Origin of the sequence: Deinococcus depolymerans, from assembly GCF_039522025.1 — a bacterium.
Classification (GTDB): Bacteria; Deinococcota; Deinococci; order Deinococcales; family Deinococcaceae; genus Deinococcus; species Deinococcus depolymerans.
In genome coordinates, this window is record NZ_BAAADB010000021.1 from 80,326 (window position 1) to 101,603 (window position 21,278).

General features: G+C 72.2%; 17 protein-coding genes. 14 read left to right on the plus strand and 3 right to left on the minus strand.

The features are described from left to right. Positions 1-3 precede the first annotated feature (3 nt). From ABDZ66_RS11440 to ABDZ66_RS11450, 3 genes are read left to right on the plus strand one after another with little or no spacing between them, the layout of a single operon-like run. Positions 4-1,191 carry a substrate-binding domain-containing protein gene (locus tag ABDZ66_RS11440; RefSeq protein WP_343758945.1) on the plus strand — a complete coding sequence of 396 codons (1,188 nt, stop codon included), beginning with the start codon at positions 4-6 and terminating at the stop codon, positions 1,189-1,191. Next, positions 1,188-1,961, plus strand: coding sequence for a molybdate ABC transporter substrate-binding protein (gene modA, locus ABDZ66_RS11445; RefSeq protein ID WP_343758947.1), 774 nt, complete (start codon positions 1,188-1,190; stop codon positions 1,959-1,961). The genes ABDZ66_RS11440 and modA overlap by 4 nt, the downstream gene beginning before the upstream one ends. A 49-nt stretch (positions 1,962-2,010) precedes the next feature. Then, positions 2,011-2,745, plus strand: a complete 735-nt coding sequence (locus tag ABDZ66_RS11450; protein ID WP_343758949.1) for an ABC transporter permease — start codon at positions 2,011-2,013, stop codon at positions 2,743-2,745. A gap of 19 nt (positions 2,746-2,764) precedes the next feature. Here ABDZ66_RS11450 and ABDZ66_RS11455 read toward each other — a convergent pair whose 3' ends face one another. After that, positions 2,765-3,838, minus strand: a complete 1,074-nt coding sequence (locus ABDZ66_RS11455; protein ID WP_343758951.1) for a LacI family DNA-binding transcriptional regulator — start codon at positions 3,836-3,838, stop codon at positions 2,765-2,767. A gap of 417 nt (positions 3,839-4,255) precedes the next feature. Here ABDZ66_RS11455 and ABDZ66_RS11460 point away from each other — a divergent pair, with 417 nt between their 5' ends. Genes ABDZ66_RS11460 through ABDZ66_RS11470 form a run of 3 tightly spaced genes read left to right on the plus strand, consistent with a single transcriptional unit; the run spans position 4,256 to position 8,609 of the window. Next, complete coding sequence (locus ABDZ66_RS11460) at positions 4,256-6,328, plus strand: beta-galactosidase (protein ID WP_343758953.1); 2,073 nt, start codon at positions 4,256-4,258, stop codon at positions 6,326-6,328. After that, positions 6,325-7,395, plus strand: coding sequence for a glycoside hydrolase family 53 protein (locus tag ABDZ66_RS11465; RefSeq protein ID WP_343758955.1), 1,071 nt, complete (start codon positions 6,325-6,327; stop codon positions 7,393-7,395). Before ABDZ66_RS11460 ends, ABDZ66_RS11465 begins: the two co-directional genes overlap by 4 nt. A gap of 29 nt (positions 7,396-7,424) precedes the next feature. Continuing rightward, positions 7,425-8,609, plus strand: a complete 1,185-nt coding sequence (locus tag ABDZ66_RS11470; RefSeq protein ID WP_343758957.1) for a sugar ABC transporter substrate-binding protein — start codon at positions 7,425-7,427, stop codon at positions 8,607-8,609. An 80-nt stretch (positions 8,610-8,689) separates the two neighbouring features. Here ABDZ66_RS11470 and rsgA read toward each other — a convergent pair whose 3' ends face one another. After that, entirely contained in the window at positions 8,690-9,712 is a 1,023-nt protein-coding gene (rsgA, locus tag ABDZ66_RS11475) for a ribosome small subunit-dependent GTPase A (protein ID WP_343758959.1), read from the minus strand. Between the two features lie 749 nt (positions 9,713-10,461). On the opposite strand from rsgA, the gene ABDZ66_RS11480 reads away from it, so the two are divergent. After that, a complete protein-coding gene (locus tag ABDZ66_RS11480) occupies positions 10,462-11,922 on the plus strand; it encodes an endo alpha-1,4 polygalactosaminidase (RefSeq protein WP_343758961.1) in 1,461 nt (486 codons plus the stop codon). A 227-nt stretch (positions 11,923-12,149) separates the two neighbouring features. On the opposite strand, the gene ABDZ66_RS11485 is transcribed toward ABDZ66_RS11480, so the two are convergent. Further along, entirely contained in the window at positions 12,150-12,350 is a 201-nt protein-coding gene (locus tag ABDZ66_RS11485; protein ID WP_343758963.1) for a hypothetical protein, read from the minus strand. 198 nt (positions 12,351-12,548) lie between these two features. Between ABDZ66_RS11485 and pelF the strand changes: the two genes are divergently transcribed. The 7 genes from pelF (at position 12,549) to ABDZ66_RS11520 (ending at position 21,266) form a co-directional block, all read left to right on the plus strand. Then, positions 12,549-14,003, plus strand: coding sequence for a GT4 family glycosyltransferase PelF (gene pelF / locus ABDZ66_RS11490; RefSeq protein ID WP_343758965.1), 1,455 nt, complete (start codon positions 12,549-12,551; stop codon positions 14,001-14,003). Beyond that, positions 14,000-15,445, plus strand: coding sequence for a hypothetical protein (locus tag ABDZ66_RS11495; RefSeq protein WP_343758967.1), 1,446 nt, complete (start codon positions 14,000-14,002; stop codon positions 15,443-15,445). Before pelF ends, ABDZ66_RS11495 begins: the two co-directional genes overlap by 4 nt. Positions 15,446-15,605: 160 nt before the next feature. Next, complete coding sequence (locus tag ABDZ66_RS11500; RefSeq protein ID WP_343758969.1) at positions 15,606-16,601, plus strand: GDP-mannose 4,6-dehydratase; 996 nt, start codon at positions 15,606-15,608, stop codon at positions 16,599-16,601. A gap of 67 nt (positions 16,602-16,668) precedes the next feature. After that, entirely contained in the window at positions 16,669-17,451 is a 783-nt protein-coding gene (locus ABDZ66_RS11505; RefSeq protein WP_343758971.1) for a nucleotidyltransferase family protein, read from the plus strand. Further along, positions 17,448-18,377, plus strand: coding sequence for an NAD-dependent epimerase/dehydratase family protein (locus ABDZ66_RS11510; RefSeq protein ID WP_343758972.1), 930 nt, complete (start codon positions 17,448-17,450; stop codon positions 18,375-18,377). The genes ABDZ66_RS11505 and ABDZ66_RS11510 overlap by 4 nt, the downstream gene beginning before the upstream one ends. Beyond that, positions 18,358-20,442, plus strand: a complete 2,085-nt coding sequence (locus ABDZ66_RS11515; protein ID WP_343758974.1) for an Agd3-related carbohydrate-binding protein — start codon at positions 18,358-18,360, stop codon at positions 20,440-20,442. Before ABDZ66_RS11510 ends, ABDZ66_RS11515 begins: the two co-directional genes overlap by 20 nt. Next, on the plus strand, positions 20,442-21,266 hold the full coding sequence (locus ABDZ66_RS11520; RefSeq protein WP_343758976.1) for an endo alpha-1,4 polygalactosaminidase: 825 nt from the start codon (positions 20,442-20,444) through the stop codon (positions 21,264-21,266). The genes ABDZ66_RS11515 and ABDZ66_RS11520 overlap by 1 nt, the downstream gene beginning before the upstream one ends. Positions 21,267-21,278 lie beyond the last annotated feature (12 nt).

The following is a 21,278-nucleotide window of genomic DNA, read 5'->3' on the forward strand; positions in this document are numbered from 1 at the left end:
GGTATGACCACCCGGCCGGACCTGACCCTGCACACGCGGGTACGTGAACGGCGCGAGCGGCTGGGCCTGCGACCCGGCGACCTCGCGCGGGACCTGGGCATCTCACGTCAGGCGCTGCACAAGATCGAGACCGGCAGCTCGGTTCCGGGCACGCTGCTGGCCTTCACGCTCGCCCGCGCGCTGCACTGCCGGGTCGACGATCTGTTCAGCCTGCGCGGTCCCGGCCCGCACGGGCAGCTGCAGGTCCGGCCGGCCGGGCCCCTCCTGCCCGGCACGCGCGTCGTGCTGGCCCGCCTGCCGGGCGACACCCACCACGCAGACGGGCAGCTGCTCGCCGTGCCGCTGCCCGCCTCGGCCTTCCACGTGCCGGCCGACGGTCACGTGACCGGCGAGGACCCCGGACCCGGCGGAACGCGGACCGCGCAGCTGCTCGCCCCGGTCGGGGACGTCCTGAGCGCCGCCGCCCGCACGGCCGTCCTGACCGGCTGCGACCCGGCGCTGGAACTGCTGATCACCCACGCCGCCCGGCTCGACCCCGCCGCGCGGGTGATCCTGCGCCCGGCGTCCAGCCTGCCGGCCCTGCACGCCGTGGCGGCCGGGCAGGCCCACGCGGCCGGCCTGCACCTGTGGGACGAGACGACCGGCACCTCGAACCTGCCGTTCACGCAGCGCACGCTGGGACCCGCCACGCTGTTCACGCTGTGGACCTGGGAACAGGGCCTGCTGCTGGCCCCGGGCAATCCGCGCCAGCTGCGCGGTCCCGGCGACCTGAGCCGCCCCGACGTGCGCCTCGCCACCCGCGAACCCGGGTCCGGCAGCCGGCTGCTGCTGGACCACTGGCTGCGCGCGGCGGGCGTCCCGGACCCGCACGGCCGGGCGCCGCTCACCGCGCGCAGTCCGCTGGAGGCCGCGGCGCTCGTGGCGTCCGGGCAGGCGGACGCCGCGCCGGGACCACGTTCGGCGGCGCTGGCGGCCGGACTGGCCTTCCTTCCGCTGCAGACCGAACGCTTCGACCTGGCCGTCCCCGACGCGCACGCCCGGCACCCGGGCGTCGCGGCGCTGCTCGGCGCGGCCCGCAGCGCCGCGTTCCGCGCCGACCTGCAGGGCCTGGGCGGGTACGACGCCGCGGGGTCCGGCGAGCCCTGGCAGCGCAGCCTCCCCCACTCCCCGGCTCCCCTGGAGGTCCAGTGAAGCGGCTGCGCCGGTCCTGCGCCCGCGTCCTGCTGGGCGCGCTGCTCCTGACGGGCGGCGCGCGGGCCGCGACGCTGACCGTGTTCGCCGCGTCCTCCCTGACCGACGCCTTCACCGAGATCGGCCGGGAATTCGACCGGCGCAGCGGCAACCGCACCACCTTCCAGTTCGCCGGGTCGCAGACGCTGCGCGCCCAGCTGGAGGGCGGGGCGCGCGCCGACGTGTACGCCAGCGCGAACGACGCGCAGTTCACGCCGCTGGTCGGGAAGATCGTCACGGCGCGGCAGGTGTTCGCCGGGAACACCCTGAGCGTGATCGTCCCGCGCGGCAGCGCGCGCGTGAAGACCCTCGCGGACCTGACCCGGCCGGGCCTGCGCATCGTGATCGCCGCGCCGACCGTCCCGGTCGGGGAGTACACCCGGCGCATGCTGGGCGCCGTGGACCGCGCCGGCACCTACGGCCGGGACTACTCGGCGCGCTTCATGAAGAACGTCGTGAGCGAGGAACCCAGCGTGCGGCAGGTCGCGCTGAAGGTCCAGCTGGGCGAGGCGGACGCCGCCGTCGTGTACAGCAGCGACGTGACGCCCGCCCTGAAACGCGCCGTGCAGGTCGTCGCGCTGCCCAGCCGCTTCAACATGCCCGCCGCGTACCCGGTCGGCGTGACCGTGGGCGCCCGCAGCGGCCCGGAGGCGCGGGCGTTCGTGGCGTTCCTGCTCTCGGCCGACGGGCAGCGCACGCTGCGCCGCTGGGGGTTCCGCCCTGCGCCGTAGCCGGGCCGAGCGGCGCCCGCCCACCCTGCCGCTGCTGCTGGGCGGCCTGATGACCGCGTTCCTGCTGCTGCCCACGCTGGCGCTGCTGGCCCGCGGCCTGAACGCCTCGTTCCTGCCGACCCTCCTGAGTCCGGCCGTGACCGACACGCTGCGCGTGAGCCTGTGGACGACCGGCCTGAGCGCCCTGCTGACCGTGGGGCTGGTCACGCCGGTCGCGTTCCTGCTGGCCCGCTTCGACTTCCGGGGCAAGGCGGTACTCGAAACCCTGCTGGACCTGCCGGTCGTGCTGCCGCCGGTCGTGGCGGGCCTGGGCCTGCTGCTCACCTTCGGCCGTCAGGGGCTGCTGGGCGCCCCGCTGGAACTGGCGGGCCTGAATCTGGCGTTCACGCCGGCCGCGGTGGTCATGGCGCAGCTGTTCACGTCCGCGCCGTTCTACCTGCGGGCCGCCCGCGCGGGCTTCAGCAGCGTGGACCGCGACGCGGAGCAGGCCGCGCGGGTGGACGGGGCCAGCGGCGCGCAGGTGTTCCGTCTGATCACGTGGCCGCTGGCCTTCCCGTTCCTGCTCGAGGGCCTGGTGCTGGCCTGGGCGCGTGCGCTGGGCGAGTTCGGCGCGACGATCCTGTTCGCCGGGTCGTTGCAGGGCCGCACGCGCACCGTGACGCTCGCCGTGTACGCCGCGCTGGAAAGCGACCTGGGTCCGGCGCTGGTGCTGTCGGCCGTGATGGTGTGCGTGGCGTTCACGGTGCTGCTGGTCGTCCGCAGTCTCGCGGCCCGGCGCGGCTGACGCGGCCACCTCGCGGCCTCTACCCGCGCGCCGCGAGGTGCCGGGCCAGCAGGGCCAGTGCGTCCTGCACGGCGGCCCGGTCCGGTGCCTGGGGCGGGGCGGTGCTGGAGCGCAGGATCAGTTCCGGGCGGGTCACGACCGGGGCGGGCGGCGGGTCCTGCGTGAACTGCGCGAGCAGGTGCGTGAACGCGCGGGCGCCCAGCGTGGGGAAGTCCTGCCGGACGGTGCTGAGCGGCGGGATCAGCAGCGCGCTCTCCGGGGTGTCGTCGTACCCGATGACCGAGACGTCGGCCGGGACGTTCAGGCCGCGTTCCCACAGGGCGCGCAGCGCGCCGACGGCCATCTGGTCGTTGGCGACGAGCAGCGCGGTGAAGGGCGGGCCGGCCAGCAGGGTCTGCGCGGCGAGGTACCCGCCGTGCGGGCTCCAGTCGCCGCTGACGGCCGCGACCGGCGTCAGGTCGTGCTCGGCCAGCACGTGCCGCCAGCCGTGTTCGCGGGTGTTCTCGACGACCGCCTGTCCGGGCGGCGTGATGAACGCGACGCGGGTGTGCCCGAGGTCCAGCAGGTGCCGGGCGGCGAGGCGGGCGCCGTACTCCTGGTCGAGCAGCGAGGCAGGCACCGGGGTGTCCGGGGTGACGTCCATGAACACGCACGCGAGGTCGGGGAGGCGGCGGCGCAGCGCGGTCGCGTCGGCGGGGGTCATGGAGGCGTTGATGAGGACGCCGTCCACCTGCCGCTCGCGCAGGGCGCGGACGGCCTGCGTGACGGCCGCGAGGCTGTCTTCCGGGACGATGGAGACGATCAGGCTGTACCCGGCGGCGCGGGCGGCGCGTTCGATGCCGGCGGTCAGCTGGGACGGGGCGTGCAGGGACAGGTCGTTCGTGACGAAGCCGACCGTGAAGGTCCGCTGCCGCGCGAGGCTGGTGGCGAGGCGGTTGGGCACGTAGTCGAGCTGCGCGGCCGCCTGCGTGACGCGCGCGCGGGTGCGGGCCGAGACGTTCGGCAGGTTGTTCACGACCCGCGAGACGGTCTGCTGCGACACCCCGGCGAGGGCGGCGACGTCCGCGAGGGTGACGGGGGTACAGGCACGCATGACCGGCATGTTAACCCAAACATCCACACGTTTCCAAGGCCGGCGTGGCGTCGGCAGGGCAGGAGCAGGCGACCGGCAGGTCGGCCACGGAGAGGCACCCTGCGATATCGCAGCCGATCTGGTCGACAGAAAACTCCCATCGGTCAGCGGACCTTCTGCCGACCCGCCGGGCAACCGTGCCTGACGCACACATGTTAACCTTCACAATTTCTAGGGTGGGCTTCACATCACTGCACCCTTTTCCTGCCCAGGACGCCGCCGGGCGTCCACACCTGCCGTCTGCAGGGCTGCCGTCCACCCACGGCGCACGCGGCCGGTTCCTGGCCTCTGCTCCTCCCCCCTTTCCGTGATGGCCCTTCCCTGTCCAGCACCCCCTCCTGTCAACTCCTTCCAGTAGCTCTTTCCAGCAGGTGACGTATGCGCGATTCCACCCACCCCTCCAGCCTGTCCACCCTGCGGCCCGCGCCGCTGCTGCTGGGTGTGTGCGACTACCCCGAACACGTCGACCCCGCCAGCTGGCCCGAACACGCCCGGCAGCAGCGGGCGCTGGGCCTGCGCTTCGTGCGGCTGGCCGAATTCGCCTGGAGCCGCCTGGAACCCCGCCCCGGCGAGTTCGACTGGGCCTGGCTGGACCGGGCCATCGAGGTCGCGGTCGCGGCGGGCCTGCAGGTGGTGCTGTGCACCCCGACCGCCGCGCCCCCCGCGTGGCTGGTCGAGGCGCACCCGGAGATCCTCCCGGTCGGCCGTGACGGACGGCGCCGCACCGCCGGGTCGCGCCGGCACGCGGACCTCAGCAGCCCGGCGTTCCGGGAGGCGTCCGCGCGGATCACGCAGGCCATGGCCGGGCGGTACGGCGCGCACCCGGCCCTGATCGGCTGGCAGACCGACAACGAGTTCGGGTGGGGCGACACCGCGCAGGGCTTCACGCCCGCCGCGCAGGCGGCCTTCCAGGCGTGGCTGCGCGGGCGCTACGGCACCACCGACGCCCTGAACGACGCGTGGGGGAACGTGTTCTGGAGCATGGAGTACAGCGACTGGGCGCAGATCCCGCTGCCCGGTCAGGGCGTGTCGGCCAGCAGTCCGTCGCACGTGCTGGACTTCATGCGCTTCAGTTCCGCGCAGGTCGCGTCATTCCAGGCGGATCAGGTGGCGCTGCTGCGCCGATACTCGCCGGGGCGCTTCGTGACGCACAACTTCATGGGCTTCTTCAGCGCCTTCGACCACTACGAGGTGGCCGCCGGACTGGATTTCGCCGCTTGGGACAACTACCCGACCGGCACGCTGGGCGCCCTGGACGAGTGGAAGCTGCTGGACCCGGCGTTCGCGCTGACGTACGCCCGCACCGGCCACCCGGACGTCACGGCCTTCAACCACGACCTGTACCGGGGCCTGACCGGCGCCGGGCGGGGCCTTTGGATCCTGGAACAGCAGTGCGGGCAGGTGGACTGGGCGCCCAGCAACCCGCTGCCCGCGCCGGGCGCCGTGAACCTGTGGACGGCGCAGGCCTGGGCGCACGGCGCGGACGCCGTGACGTACTTCCGCTGGCAGGCCGCGACCATGGCGCAGGAGATCCTGCACTCGGGCCTGCTGCGCCACGACGGCACGCCCGACCGGGGCGCGGCCGAGGTCGCGGGCATCGACCCGGCCCGCTACCCCTGCGTGCCGGTCCGCAACCGCGTGGCGCTGCTGCACGACTACGAGAGCCTGTGGCTGTACGGCGCGCAGCCGCACGCGCAGCACCTGAACTACTGGGCGCAGGTGTTCACGTACTACCGCGAGCTGCGCCGCCTGGGCGTGGACGTGGACATCCTGCACCCGGACAGCCCGCTCGACCGTTACGACCTGATCGTCGCGCCGGCCCTGACCCTGATGACCCCGGAACGCGCCCGGCACCTGCACGCCGCCGCCGGACGCAGCCGCGTGGTGTTCGGGCCGCGCACCGCCTTCCGCACCGCGTCCGGCCGGGCCGCGCAGACCGCGCTGGGCGGCCTCCTGGCGCAGCTGACCGGCGCGCGGCTCCAGAACTTCGATTCGCTGCCGGTGGGCCTGCCGCAGGCGGTCGGCGGGCACCGCGCGGACCTGTGGGCCGAAAGTTACGTGCCCGAGGACCCCGCCACCGAGGTCCTGCACCGCTACGAGGGTGGCCCGCTGGACGGCGAGGCGGCCGTGACCCGGCGCGGACTGGTCACCCTGATCGGCGCGCACAGCCCCGGCCTGATCGGCGAGGTGCTGGCCGGGGCGCTGCGGGCCGCGAACATCCCCACCCTGGACCTGCCCGAGGGCGTGCGCCTGTCCCGGCGCGGCGAGGTGACGCTCCTGCAGAACTGGAACGCGCGGCCCGTGACGTGGTGCGCCCTGGAGCTTGCGCCCGTCAGCACCACGTTCCTGCGGACCGCCGAGGTGCAGGCCCGCGCCGCGCCGCACCTGCACCCCTCACCCGACCCCCCGCCCGCCGCATCTGCCGGGCCCCGCCTCAAGGAGTCCACATGAATTCCAGACTGTTGCCGCTCACCGCCCTGCTGGCCCTCGCGCTGCCCGCCTGCTCCGCGGCCACCCCCCCACAGACCGACGCGTTCATGCGCGGCGTGGACGTCTCCGAGGCCCGGGACGCCGAGCGCAGCGGCGTGCAGTTCCGCGACCTGGACGGACAGGTGAAACCGGCGCTGCAGCTCATCCGGGATCACCGCTACGACTGGGTGCGGGTGCGCCTGATGATCGACCCGGACGGCCGCTACGGCCTGACCCAGGACCTGCCGTACGTGAAGGCCGTGATGCTCGACGCGCGGAACCACAACCTGAAGGTGCTGCTCGACCTGCACTACTCGCACTGGTGGGCCGATCCCGGCGGGCAGTGGCTCCCGGACCGCTGGAAGGGCCAGGACACGGCTGCCCTGAGCGCCTCGGTGTACGACTACACGCGCGGCGTCATGAACGAACTGACGGCGCAGGGCACCCCGCCGGACATGGTGCAGGTCGGGAACGAGATCAACGGCGGGATGCTGTGGGAACCGGGCCGCATCCGCAACGACGACATGACCACCTTCGCGACCCTGGCGAACGCCGGCACGCGCGCCGTGCACGACGCCCAGCCCGGCACGCCCGTCATGATCCACATCGCCAAGATCGGCTCGGCCGACGACACCGCCTCGTGGTACCGCGCCTTCGCGAAGGCCGGCGGGCAGTTCGACACCATCGGCCTGTCGTACTACCCGATGTGGCACGGCACCTTCGACGACCTGGGCAACGCCATCCGGCAGCTGAAAGAGGCGTTCGGGAAACCCGTGATCGTCGCCGAGACGGCGCTGTACTGGGACACCAACGAGAAGGGCTACGACAACGTCCCGTACCCGCAGACCCGTCAGGGACAGCTGGACTACCTGCGGGCCCTCACGCCGGTCGTGCGGCAGGCGGGCGGCAGCGGCCTGTTCTACTGGGGCGCCTTCTGGTCCCAGAGCCGCCGCTGGCTGAAGGCCGACTGGACCGACGACGACGCCTCGCGCCGCTCGCTGTTCGACGACGACGCCCGCGCCACGCCCGCCATCGACGGCCTGAACTGACTGCCCCAGCCCCCACCCCGGAGGACTCCATGAAGAACCTGCTCACCCTGACCGCCCTCGTGCTGACCACCCAGGCCTCGGCCGCCACCCTGACCGTCTGGAACCACTTCACGGACGCCAGCGAGGTCGCGTGGCTCCAGGCGCAGACCGCCGCCTACACCAGGGCCAGCGGCAACAAGGTCAGCATCGTGTCCGTGCCGCTCGACCAGATTCCGGACAAGCTGATCCAGGCCGCGCCCAAGGGCCAGGGACCGGACCTGATCGTCACGCTGCCGCAAGACCGCCTGGGACAGCTCGCGGCGGCCGGCGTGGTCGAACCCCTCGACCGCTACCTGACCACCCGCACCGACCTGGATAAAACCGCCCTGAGCGCCATGACGTACGGCGGCAAGCTGTTCGGGCTGCCCATGTTCGCCGAGTCGGTCGCGCTGATCTACAACAGGAAACTCGTGCCGAAAGCGCCCGCCACCTGGGACGAGTTCATCCGCGCCGCCCAGGCGAACACCGCCAACGGCCGCTACGGCTTCCTGATGGACCTCAGCAACGCCTACGCCAACTACGGCGTGTTCAGCGCGTACGGCAGCTACATCTTCAAGAACAACGCCGGCACCCTGAACGTCAAGGACGTCGGCATCGGCAACGCCGGCGCGCAGAAGGCCCTGGGTCTGCTCAACGACCTGCGCTACCGGTACAAACTCGTGCCCGAGGGCGTCAGCGCCGACGCCGCCAAGGGCGCGTTCGTGGACGGCCGCCTCGCCATGTTCATCACGGGACCGTGGGACATGGGGGACATCCGCAAGGCCGGCATCGACTTCGGCATCACGACGCTCCCCACCCCTCCCGGCGCGACCGGCCGGTGGAGCCCGTTCGTGGGCGTGCAGGGCGTGATCCTGAACGCCTACGGCAAGAACAAGGTCGCCTCCAGCGTCCTGGCGCGCAGCCTCGTGAGCCGCGCCTCGCAGACCAGCTTCAACCAGGCGGGCGGCCGCATCCCGGTCAGCCTCGCGGCCCGCACGCAACTGAAGAGCAACCCGGTCGTGCAGGGCTTCGGGCGGGCCATCTCGGCCGGGACGCCCATGCCGAACGTGCCGCAGATGGGGTCCATCTGGGGACCGTGGGGGAACGCCGTGGCGCAGGCCGTGCAGAAACCCACGCCGGACTACCGGTCCATCCTGGACGCCGCCATGAAGGAGATCAATGGAAACATGAAGTAGCGCCGATCGCGCAGACCTGGTCGGGCGCGCCCCCTGTCACCCGGCAGGGGGCGCGCCCGTGACGCCCCCCCCGAAGCGCTTCAGCGGCGGGGACGGCCCGCACCCCGGCGGGCGGGCGCGCGGCGCGCCTGGTACGCCTGCACCTGCCCGGCGCTGATCTCGCCGCGCGCCACGGCCCGCTGCACGGCGCAGCCCGGCTCGCCGGTGTGGGTGCACTTGCGGAACCGGCAGTCGGCGGCGATCTCCTCGATGCGGGCGGGATCGGCCGCCACGCCCTCCGGGTCCCACACGGCGATGTCGCGCAGGCCCGGATTGTCCACCAGCAGCCCGCCGCCCGGCACGCGGTACAGGGTGCGGGCGGTGGTGGTGTGGCGGCCCAGGCCCTCGGCCATCAGGCCGCCGGTCTGCGCGGCCTCGCGGCCCAGCAGGGCGTTCGTGAGGGTGCTCTTGCCCACCCCGGACGACCCGATCAGCGCGGCGGTCAGGCCGGGGCGCAGCAGGGCGCGCACGCCGCCCAGCCCGCCGCCCGTGCGGGCGTTCACGGCGTGCAGCGGCGCGTCCGGGGCCAGGGCGCGCAGGTCCGTCAGGTAGCGCTGCGGGTCGGGGGTCAGGTCGGTCTTGTTCAGGATCAGGGCCGGCTGCGCGCCGCTGGCCTGCACGGCCGCCACGTAACGCTCCAGGCGGGGCAGGTCGAAGTCCTGGTCGGGCGCGGTGACGATCAGGACCGTGTCCACGTTCGCGGTGATGACCTGCCGGCCCAGGCCGCCGTTCACGGCGCGCGCGAAGGTCGTGCGGCGCGGCAGGAGCGCCGTGACCCGCCGCTCCGGGGTGTCCGGCAGGGTCTGCGCGACCACCCAGTCGCCCATGACCGGCTGCGTGTCCGGGTCCTGCCGCATCGCGCCGGTCAGCAGGGCGTCGTGCTCGCCGTCGGCAGCCCACAGGCGCAGCGAGGACCGGCCGACGCCCGCCACGCGCGCCGGGTGCAGGGTGGGGCGGTCCTGCGGGTCGGCGGCATTCAGGGTGTCCCGCAGGGCCTCCTGCAGGTCGTCGGTCCAGCCGAGGGCCAGCAGGGCGGCGTCGGGCGCGGGTGGGGCCGGGATCACCGGGGCGCTCCGGCGGGCTGGGCCGGGGTGGACGGGTCCGCGCGGCGGGCGTGGCAGGGAAGCTTCATGCCTGCAGGGTAGCGCCGGGCGTGCGGGGGCCGCTGCGACACCGCTCGCGATCCGGTCGGCGGACCGCCGGGTGGGCCGGCGGAACAGGCCGGTGAGACTGCCTTTATTTTTCCTTAATGAGAAATTTCGATTCGACCATCTCGCCAGGGAGCCGGCAGGCACCCGCGATCAATCCAGCCTCCATTCAGTGGGGGACCCGCACCCCCCAGACGCCACGGCAACGGCGTTCCCGATGACCGGGAATTGATTCTCCAGGGGCGGCGTCCGGCAGGACAGGAGCCGCCGGACCCGGGACAGCCCCACCCGGGGACGGGGAGCAACACCGCATGAGAACTCACCTGATCTTCTCATCTCTGGCCGGCCCGGACCGGCCCGCGGCCCCCGCAGCCACGCGGCACTGACGGGGCATTCCCGCCCACCCCCCACGGCGGCGGCGCGGCGGTACATACCAACTGAAACGGCCGGCCGGACCCGCTGTGGAATTCTTGGCAAAGCCGCCCCGACGCACGCCCAGTCGGGCTGCAACGCCACCACGCTCCTGCGCCGGGCCACCGCGGTTCTCACCGAACGCTGAGGCCACCGACAGCAGCTTCTCAGATTGGGGGAACCGCACGGGTTTTCTGCGTCCCTGTCGGGTTTTTAACAAGCTGAACGGCCGGTCACAAGTACGCTGACTCTCGATGAAAACCTTGACCCTGCGCCCCGCCCTCTGGCCCTCCGTCCTCCTGCTCACCGGCACCCTGCTGGCCTCCTGCAGTTCCACCGGGTCCACGCCTGCCTCCACCACGGCCACCCCCCCACAGGCCTTCGAGGCGGAAGCGGCGGAACTCGGCACGGACACCGGCATGCAGGCCGCCGCGGTGGTCGAACCCGGCACCCGCTCCGCCACCGTCATCAGCGACCCGGCGGCCAGCGGTGGCCGCGCCGCGCAACTCGACTACACCGGCGCGGCCGTGCGCTTCGCCCTGCCAACCGGCACCAGCGGCCCGTACGCCGTGAAGGTGCAGGCCCGCGGCGTGAGCTACCAGGGCGCTCCCGTCGTCGCCCTGCGCGTCAACGGCCGGGAAGTCACCCGCGTCACCCTCAGCAACGCCACCTACGCCTCGATCTCCCTGGGCACGGTGACCCTGAACGCCGGGGACACGGTCAAGCTGGTCCTCGTGAACGGCGTGGCGAGCGAGCAGCGTGCGGCGATCATCGACTTCCTGACCGTGGACCGCGCCGCCACCGCCACGCCCGCCCCGGCCCCCACGCCGGTCCCTGCCCCGACGCCGGTCCCTGCCCCCACGCCGACCCCGACGCCGACCCCAACGCCCACCCCGACGCCCACGCCCACCCCGGTACCCGCCCCCACCCCGGCCCCCGTGACCGGCGTGAAGGCCCCGCCGACCGGCAAGGTCAGCTGGGACTGGCAGATCGGGGCCAGCAGCGACTCGAACATCGTCGTTCCGGCCGGCGCGCAGCTGATCGACATCGACGGGTTCACGGCGTCGGCCGCCAAGGTCGCGCAGCTCAACCAGCAGGGCCTGTACACCGTCTGCTACCTCGACGTGGGCAGCTACGAACCCGGCCGCCCGGACTCCAGCCAGTACCCCAGCTACCTGAAAATCCAGCAGGACCCCGACTGGCCCTCCGAGTACTTCCTGGACGTGACGGACGTCTTCAAACCCAACTCCGTGCTGGCCGTGATCCTGCAGAACCGCTTCAAGATGTGCCGCGACAAGGGCTTCGCCGCCATCGAACCCGACAACCTCCAGAACGACGAGAACGTCAGCGGCGGCCGCATCACCACGCAGCAGCAGATCGACTTCAACGGCTGGGTCGCCGATCAGGCGCACGCCGTGGGCCTCGCCGTCTTCCAGAAGAACGGTCCGGACAAGATCCTGCTGCGTGACCGCACCGGCAAGATGATGGTCGAGAAGTTCGACGGCATCCTGAACGAGCAGTGCCAGGAATACGCAGAGTGCGGCGCACTCGCCGAGTACACCAAGCGCGGCAAGCTGGCCCTGAACGTCGAATACAAGCAGGGCCTGAGCCTCAACTGCGCGCAGTTCAGCACCCTGGGCGTCAACGCCCTGAAAAAAGACCTGGGCCTCGTCGGCGGCAACATGTCCGGCTACCAGCGCCAGACCTGCAACTGATATATATGCACCCGGATTGAACGGCCCTGCAGGGCCATTCAATCCGAGCGGATGCGGGCAGGAGCAGGACCGACAGCAGCGGACCATTCCATTGAGGGGCGTATTTGACGCCCCTCAATTCAATTTACAAACGCCGTGGTGTTCGGCAGCTCACGCCGCCCGCTTCAGGGGCGTTGCGGCCAGCTCTCAGTGCGCCCGGATGCCCCGGTCCGTCGGCGCCGGGCCGGTCAGTCGATGCTGGGCGGGGTGGGCCGCTGGGTGGCGGTCAGGATCTCGTACAGTTCGCGGATGTAGGCCGCGCGGGCGCGGGCCCACGCCTCACCCTGCTTGCCCCCGTGATCGAGGTTGCCGAAGCTCGACAGATCGGACGCGATCTCAAGGGCGCGGGTGTTGAAGTCGTTGGTCGCCACCGTGAGTTTCTCTGTCATGAATCAATGTAGCAGCTTCGGCCCGGACTGGCCTCCACCGCCGGGGCAGGGCTGCAACGTTTCTGTAGCGCCATCGGTCGGCGTGCAACGGCGCTGTGCCGGCCCCGTGTGTAACGTCGCCTACACGTGACCGGATCTCCAAGGAGACCTGCGCGGCGGTGTTCAGGGACACCGGTTCAGCCTGGGGGGCGAATGTCGATGAAGATTGCTTTGCTGTGCGAGGGCACGTATCCACACACGCAAGGTGGCGTCAGCGTCTGGTGTGACCAGCTGATCGCGGGCCTGCCGGAACATCAGTTCGAGGTGTACGCCATCAGCGGCCAGCCGGTGCGCCGCTCCGATCACGACCTGCCGCTGAACGTCTCGCAGCTGGTCAGCGTGCCGATCTGGGCGGCGGATCAGCCGCGCCGCAGCGCCGGACGCGACCAGGATCTGAACGACGGGTACGCGCAGCTGCTCTACAGCCTGCTCATCCCCGGGGTCAGCCCGGCGCAGTTCCTGGCGGCGCTGCGGAAACTGTTCGATTACGCGCAGCGCTGGGACCTGTCCCGCGCCCTAAATACCGGCCCGCGCGCCACGCAGCTGTACCAGATGTGGCGCGCGGCGGCCCGAGCGCCGCAGGATCACCTTCCGCGCAGCGGGGACCTGCTGCTGCCGCCCACCCTGGCGGACGCGCTGCGGGCCCACGCGTGGCTGGAGCATTTCCTGCGGCCGCTGTCGTGCAGGCCCTCGCGGGCGCAGGTGTGCCACGCGACCTCGAACGGCCTCAGTCCGCTGCTCGCCTTCGGCTGCAAGTGGACGTACGACACGCCGGTCATCCTGACCGAGCACGGCATCTACCTGCGGGAACGGTACCTGGAACTGCGCTTCACCGGGCACACCCCGGCCTTCAAGTCGTTCCTGCTGCGCTTCTACAGTCAGCTGAGCGCCGCCGCCTATCAGATGGCCGACCTGATCACGCCCGGCTCGCACTACAACGAGCGCTGGGAGCGGCAGCAGGGGGCCGTGCCGGAACGGATTCACGCGGTGTACAACGGGGTGAACCCGGCGGCGTTCCCGCAGGCGTTCAGCGAACCGTCCGACCCGACGATCAGCTGGGTGGGGCGCATCGATCCGCTCAAGGATCTCGAAACGCTGATCCGGGCGTTCGGGATGGTCCGTGAACACCTGCCGACCGCGCGGCTACGGATGTTCGGCAGCGTGCCACGCGGGAACGAGGGTTACGCCCGCTACTGCCAGGACCTGATCGACGACCTGAAACTCACCGGTTCGGCCGCCTTCGAGGGCCGCATCGAGAACGTCGTCTCCGGTTACCACGCCGGGCACATGGTGGCCCTGACCAGCATCTCCGAGGGGTTCCCGTACACGCTGATCGAGGCGATGGCAGCGGGACGCGCCACGGTCGCCACCGACGTGGGCGGCGTGTCCGAGGCGATCGGCGAGACTGGCCTGGTCGTGCCGTCGCGCGATCCGGCGGGCGTGGCGCGCGCCAGCCTGCAACTGCTGAGCGACGCGACGCTGCGCACCCGGCTGGGCAACGCGGCGCGTGAACGGGTGCTGAGCGAGTTCACGCTCGACAGTTTCCTGAAGGTGTACCGCCTGATCTACCCGGAAGTGGCGGCGCTGGCCCCCGCCGTGAGGTGGAGCGCATGACCCGCGCCGCCGGCATGGAGCAACGGTCGGCCGCGCCGCTCGCGCAGCTGTCCCGGCAGTTGAACCGGGCCTGCACGGCGGCCGTGCAGCCGCTGGAACTGGCCGCCATCCTGGAGGCCGAGGGCCTGACCGACAGCCTGGCGCAGCAGCGGTACGGGGAGGCCAGCGTGTTCAGCTGCGCCGAGCGGCTCTACCAGCTGGTGCCGTACCGCGCGCCGGCCGTGCCGGTCGTGCCGGCCGCGCGGCGCCCGCTGCCGCTGCGGAGCCTGCTGCGCGGCGGCCTGTACCTGCTGCCGGCACTGTGGACCCCGGCGATCCTGTCGCTGGGGCCGGCGCCGGACGTGTTCCAGGGCGCGGGCCTGGGCCTGCTGATCGCGTCGCTGTTCGGGTGGGGGTGGATGCAGGGACTGGCGTACGTGGGGTTCACGGGCCTGGCGCTCGCGCCGGCCGTCGCCGCCCGGCGCCTGCGGCAGACCGGCGTCGGCGCCGCCACGCTGGGCGGGCTGCTGGGATTGGCCGTGGCGGCCGCGCTGGGTCAGGACACCGCGCTGGTCACGCTGGCCGCGCTGAGTGTATCCGTGTACCTGGCGGCCGCCACGGCCCTGCTGGTGCTGGCGCAGGAGGTCACGCTGCTGACCGCCAGTCTGCCGGCGCTGCTGTGGCTGGGCCTGACGCGGGTATGGCCGGGCACGCCGGAAGTCGCAGGCGCGGCGCACCTGCCGGTCGTCCCGGCGGTCACGCTGCTGCTGGCCGTGGGTGGCCCGCTGCTCGCCGCGTGGCAGGCGACGCGGCACGCCGGACTGGCGGGCGCCGTGCAGGGGTCGCGCCGGGGCGTTCCGTGGGCGCAGGCCGGGCTGCACTGCGTGTACGGCTGGCTGTGCGCCGCGGCGCTGTCACTGGTGTTCCTGGCGCCGCTGTCGGGCCAGCCCCTGCAGGCGTTCTCGCTGAGTGCCACGGAACTGATGGGGCTGTCCTGGAGTCTGGCGCCGCTGGTCCTGACGCTGGGCGTCATGGAACTCGGGATCGCGCGGGTGCAGCGCCGCCTGCGGGAACAGGCCCAGCGGCTCGACCCGGTCCGGCGGATCGTGTGGGGGGCGCTGGGGCAGATCGGCGCCGGGGCGGGCCTGTACCTCGCGCTGCTCGGCGGGGCGTACCTGCTGGCGGGGGGGGTGGCGGCCGCGCTGGGCGTGCCGGCCCTGCCCGCCCCGGTGCTGGCCGCTCACCTGCTGATGGCGCTGTCCCTGCTGCTGAGCGGCCTGCTGAACAACTTCGGGCTGCTGCCCCGGGTACTGCTGGCCTGGGCGGCGGCGGTGGCGGCGCAACTCGCGGCGCTGCTGCTGGCCGGTCCCGGCGCGGCCTACCTGCTGGGGGCGGCGGTCGCGGCGGCCGGGCTGGGGTGGTTGACCGTCCTGGCTGTCCGTGACGTGAGGCACCTGCTGTGACGCCCGCGCCCCGACCGCCGCCCCGACCGCCGCCCCGACCGCCGCCGCGGCCCGCCTCTCCCGGCGCCTGCCTGCGCCGCGTTCCGTCACCCGTCACCCACTGGACCGGGCATCACCCCGGAGCAACGAGCGGCCTGCGGCGCAGGTCAGGGAGGACAGCATGACCCCACTGGTGGCCGTCACTGGCGCAGAAGGTTTCATCGGTTCACATCTGGTCGAGGGGCTGGTGCACGCCGGGTTCCGGGTGCGGGCCATGGTGCTGTACAACTCGTTCGGGTCGCTGGGCTGGCTTGAACGCCTGAGGCCCGACGTCATGGAACAGGTGGAGGTGACGTTCGGGGACGTGCGGGATCCGCTGTCGGTGCGGGAGTGCCTGCGCGGCTGCGAGGTCGCGTACCACCTCGCGGCGCTGATCGCCATTCCGTACTCGTACCAGGCGCCGCACTCGTACGTGCAGACGAACGTGGTCGGCACCCTGAACGTGCTCGAGGCCGTGCGGGACCTGGAGATTCCCCGCATGGTGCATACCTCCACGAGCGAGGTGTACGGCACGGCCCGGTACGTCCCGATTCCCGAAACGCACCCGCTGCAGGCGCAGTCGCCGTACTCCGCGTCGAAGATCGCGGCCGACAAGCTGGTCGAGAGTTACCACCTGAGTTTCGGGCTGCCGGTCGTGACCCTGCGTCCCTTCAACACCTACGGGCCGCGGCAGTCGGCGCGGGCGGTCATCCCGACCGTGATCTCGCAGATTGCCGCGCGGCACCCCGTGATCCGGGTGGGGGCGCTGAAACCCACGCGTGACTTCAACTTCGTGGCGGACACCGTCGCGTCGTTCATCGCGGTCGGGACCGCCCCGGCCGGGGCGGTGGTGGGCCGGACCCTGAACACCGGGACCGGCAGTGAGATCTCGGTGCAGGCGCTGGTGCAGGCCATCGCCGACGTGATGGAACGCCACGTCGAGATCGAGCAGGACCCGCAGCGGCTGCGGCCCGACGCCTCGGAGGTCATGCGTCTGGTCGGGGACAGTTCCGCGCTGCGCGCCGTGACCGGCTGGCAGCCGCGCCACACCCTGCACGAGGGCCTGGCGATCACCAGCCGCTGGTTCCTCGACCCGGGAAACCTCGCGCACTACCGCCCGGACCTGTACGCCGTCTGAGCCGGGCCCGTCCGGCACCCGGCCGCCCCCCCCGACAGCCCCCACCTTCCCGTTCAAGGAGACCCCCATGCACGCAGTCATTCTGGCAGGCGGTAAAGGCACCCGGCTCCGTCCCTACACCACCTGCGTTCCCAAACCGCTGGTGCCGATCGGGGACCGGTACTCGATCCTGGAAGTGGTGTTCCACCAGCTGGCGCACAGCGGCTTCACGCGCGTCACGCTGGCCATCGGGCACATGGGGCACCTGATCCGCTCGTTCGTGGGGGACGGCAGCCGCTGGAACCTGCGCGTGAACTACCTCGAGGAGCACACGCCGCTGGGCACCATCGGCCCGATGCTGGGCGCCCTCGACCAGCTGCCGGAGCAGTTCCTGGTCATGAACGGGGACGTGCTGACCAACCTGGACTACGCGGCGCTGATGGCCGCGCACCGCCAGTCGGACGCGCCGGTCACGGTCGCCACCTACGCCCGCGAGGTCCGCAGCGAATTCGGGGTGCTGGACGTGCAGGCCGGCGAGATCATCCGCTTCCGCGAGAAGCCGGTGTTCGACTTCATGGTCAGCATGGGCATCTACGCCTTCCGGCGCACCACCCTGGAACGCTACGAGGCCGGGCAGCCCTTCGGCTTCGACCAGCTGATCCTGGACCTGCTGGCGCGCGGGGAACACCCGGCCAGCTACCCCTTCGGCGGGTACTGGCTGGACATCGGCCGGCCCGACGACTACGACCGGGCCAACCTGGAATTCGACCGGTACATCGACGTCCTGATGCCCGGCCGCGCCGGCGCGGCGCCGGTCGTCCCGCCCGCCGGTCTGGACCCCGGCACGCTGAACGCGGCGGTGACGCCATGACCCAGGTGCTGCTGCTGGGAGCCGGCGGTTTCCTGGGCCGGCCGGTGGCGCGCGCGCTGCAGGAAGCGCCGGACTTCACGCTGAAGGTCGCGCCGCGCCGCAGCGCCCTGGACCTGCTCAGCGCGCACGACGCCGACTGGAACCGGCTGCTGCTCGACCCGGTCCCGGACGTGATCATCAACGCGGCCGGGCGCACCAGCGGCACCCTCCAGGAGGTGCACGAGGACAACACGCTGCTGGTCGCCACGCTGCTGCGGCACCTGAAACGCCTGCGGCTGACGCCCTGGCTGGTGCAGTTCGGTTCCGCCGCCGAGTACGGCCCGACCGACCGCGCGCCGGTGCCGGAATCGTTCGCGGGTCATCCGGCCAGCTCGTACGCGCAGAGCAAGTTCGACGCCACGCAGCTGCTGCTGCGGCACTTCGGGAGCGGGGAGGCCCGCGGGGTCACGCTGCGGATCTTCAATCCGGTCGGGGCCGGGCAGGGCCCGCAGACGCTGCCCGGCCAGGCCGCCCTGAAGTTCCGTCAGGCGCTGCTGGACGGGGCCGAGACCGTCGCCTTCGGCCCGCTCGACTCGGCCCGCGACTTCGTGAACCTGCGGGACGTGACGGCCGCCGCGCTGTTCGCCGCGCGTCTGGAACAGGGCCCGCCGGTGCTGAACATCGGGTCCGGTCAGGCGACGCTGGCCCGTGACCTGGTCCGCGACCTGGCCCGCCTGGCCGGATACCGGGGCGAGATCACGGAGCAGGCGCCCCCCTCGGCCCGTTCCGCGGCCGTGCTGTGGCAGCAGGCGGACCTGCGGACCGCCGGCGCGCTCGGCTGGTCACCGGTGTTCACGCTCGGAGGTGCCCTCGAGGACCTGTGGCATTCCCTTCCCCCGACCTTCCCCACGCACAAGGAGACCCCTCATGGCTCTGTTCACCTCTAGTCACCTGCGGCGCGCCGCGCAGCTCAGCTGCCTGCTGCTCGCCGCGTGTTCCTCCGCGCCGCCCGCCGAGCAGACAGCCGCCGGCTCCGGCCCGCACGAGGTCGCCCAGCCGGGCCTGCCGCTGGCCCCGCCGGCCCTGCCGCCGGCGAGTAACCTCAATCCGCTGCCGGACCTGCGCGGCCCCACCACGCTGGCCCCGCTGCGCAGCCTGGGCCTGACCAACCCGGCGGTCGTGGCGCTGCGGGTGCTGATCGTGACCGCCCCGAACGACTACGGCCTGAGCAGCGCGCGCACCATGCTCGATCAGGCCGGCGTGCCGTACGACGTGATCGACCCGACCGTCACGCCACTCACCACCGACTCGCTGATCGCCGCGGACGGCAGCGGCCGCTACCAGGGCGTGATCCTCACCAGCGGGAACCTCGCCTACGAGGCCTCCCCCGGCGTGTGGCAGAGCGCGCTGGACTGGGGCGCGTGGAACCTGCTGTGGCAGTACGAGTCCACGTTCCAGGCGCGGCAACTGTCGCTGTACACCTACCCCAGCAGCTGGCCCGAGGATTACGGCCTGCGGGACGCCGGGGTGGCCGCCGCCAGCGCGGACATGAAGGTCACGGTGGCCGGCGGGTCGGTGTTCAAGGACATCCGGTCCGGCGCGACCCTGCCGGTCCGGAATGCCTACAACTACCCGGCGACGACCGTGCCGGTCAGCGGCGTGACGACCACGCCCCTGCTGACCGATCCGGCCGGGCGGGTGCTGGCTGCGCAGTCCGACACCGGCGGCCGCGAGCGGCTGGCGCTGACCTTCGCGCAGAATCCCAACCTGCTGCACACCGCGCTGCTGAACGACAGCCTGCTGAGCTGGCTCACGCGGGGCGTGTACATCGGCGAGTACCGCCGCTACAACCAGCTGGACGTGGATGACTGGTTCCTGCCGGGCGACGTCTACAACGAAACGACCGGCGGCATTCAGCCCGACGCGTTCCGCCTGCGCGCCAGCGACGCGCTGGCCCTGCCGGCGCAGCAGCGCACGCTCCGCAACACCTACCCGGTCACGGCGGGCTTCAAGCTGGCGGTCATGTTCAACGGGGGCGGCGCGAACACGGCGGCCCCGGCCAGCTGCAACGCCTCCGTGGTCAGCCCCGATCCGCTGTCGAGCGTCTCACGCTGCATGAACGGGGACTTCGACTGGGTCAGTCACACCTTCGATCACCTGTACATGGATTTCCTGAACCTCGCGGACTCGACCGCGCAGCTGCAGAACAACGTGAATGTCGGAACGGCGCTGGGGCTGTCCATGAGTGCCGCCAGCCTCGTGACCGGCGACATGTCCGGCCTGGGGTACTACAACCCGGCCGGGGACGGCCCGAAAACCAACTACGGCCTGGGCGCCTCGAACACCGCGTTCCTGCAGGCCGCGCAGAACAGCGGCGTGAAGTACCTCGCGTCGAACCGCTCGGTGGCCGGTCAGTGGGATCCCAGCTGCGCCAGCTGCGGCCTGCCGCACCCGCTGAAGCCCTCGGTGTTCCTGGTGCCGCGCTGGCCGACGAACATCTTCTACCACGTCACGACGCCCGCGCAGGTCGTCGCGGCGTACAACTCGGTGTACGGTCCCGGCGGCAGCGCGCCGTTCTGGGATCACCCGCTCACCTACCAGGAGATCCTGGACCAGGAAGGGCAGATTGCCCTCACGCACGTCCTGAGCGGCGCGGCCTTCCCGCACTACATGCACCAGGGGAACCTGCGGCAGTACGCGACCGGCCGCAGCATCGCCTTCGACTGGGAGATGAACCTGGTGGGCCGCTACGCGGCGTACTCCACCATGCCGCTCATGAACCTGAAATGGGACGCCCTGGGCGCCTACGTGCAGCGGCGCACGTCGTTCATGAAAAGCGGCCTGACCGGCAGCTGGAACCGGCAGACGCGGGTGATCACGGTCCGCTCGACGAACGGCGGCGTGGGCTACCTGACCGGCGTCACGCTCGGCAGGTCCGAAACCTACGCCGGGCGGGTCATCAGCCGCTTCGACATGACCGCCGGACAGACGGCCACGGCCCCGGCCCCCTGATGAACACCGCGCAGCTTCGTTCACGCACCCCGCCGCCCGTCCGGGCCGGCTGGCGGGAGCCGCTGGCCCCGGCCGAACCGGACCCGCGCGACGATCCGGCCCGTCACCGCGCGCTGGCGGTGTACTACGGACAGGACGGGCTGCGCCAGCTGGCCCGCTACCGGCGCGTGGCGGTGCAACCCGGTCACTTCCGCGCGAACGAGGTGATCTGGCTGCAGCGGCAGGGCGTGAAGGTCCTGGCGTACCTGAGCCTGGGCGAGGACACCGACCCGCACGCCCCCTGGCGGCTCGGGGGGGCGCTGCCGACCTGGAACACCTTCCAGGTGGACCTGCGGCATCCGGCGTGGGCCCACCGGGTCCGCGCGCAGGTCGAGGCGGCCACCCGCTTCGACGGGTTCCTGCTGGACACGCTCGAGAGCGCCGGAAACGACGCGCAGCAGAAACGCGCCATGCTGAAACTCATCCGGCAGGTGCGGGCCTGGAGCGGCGGGCGTTACCTGATGGCCAACCGGGGCTTCAGCCTGCTCGAGCGGCTGCGCGGCACGGTGGACGCGGTCCTGATCGAATCGTTCACCACCACCTGGCACGGCGGGTACCGGGCGTACAGCGGGCACGAACTGGCCTACACCCAGGCGCTGCTGACCGCCGCCCGCCGCCTGCGACTGGAAGTCTACGCGCTGGACTACGCCGACACGCCGGCGCTGCGGCGGACGGCGCTGCGGCGCGCCGCGGCGCTCGGCGTGCCGACCTTCGTCACCAACCGGAACCTCACGCTGCCCGGCGGATTCCGCGCGTCGACCGGCGCGCCCCCCTCGTCCGGCTGAGCGTGCCGGCCG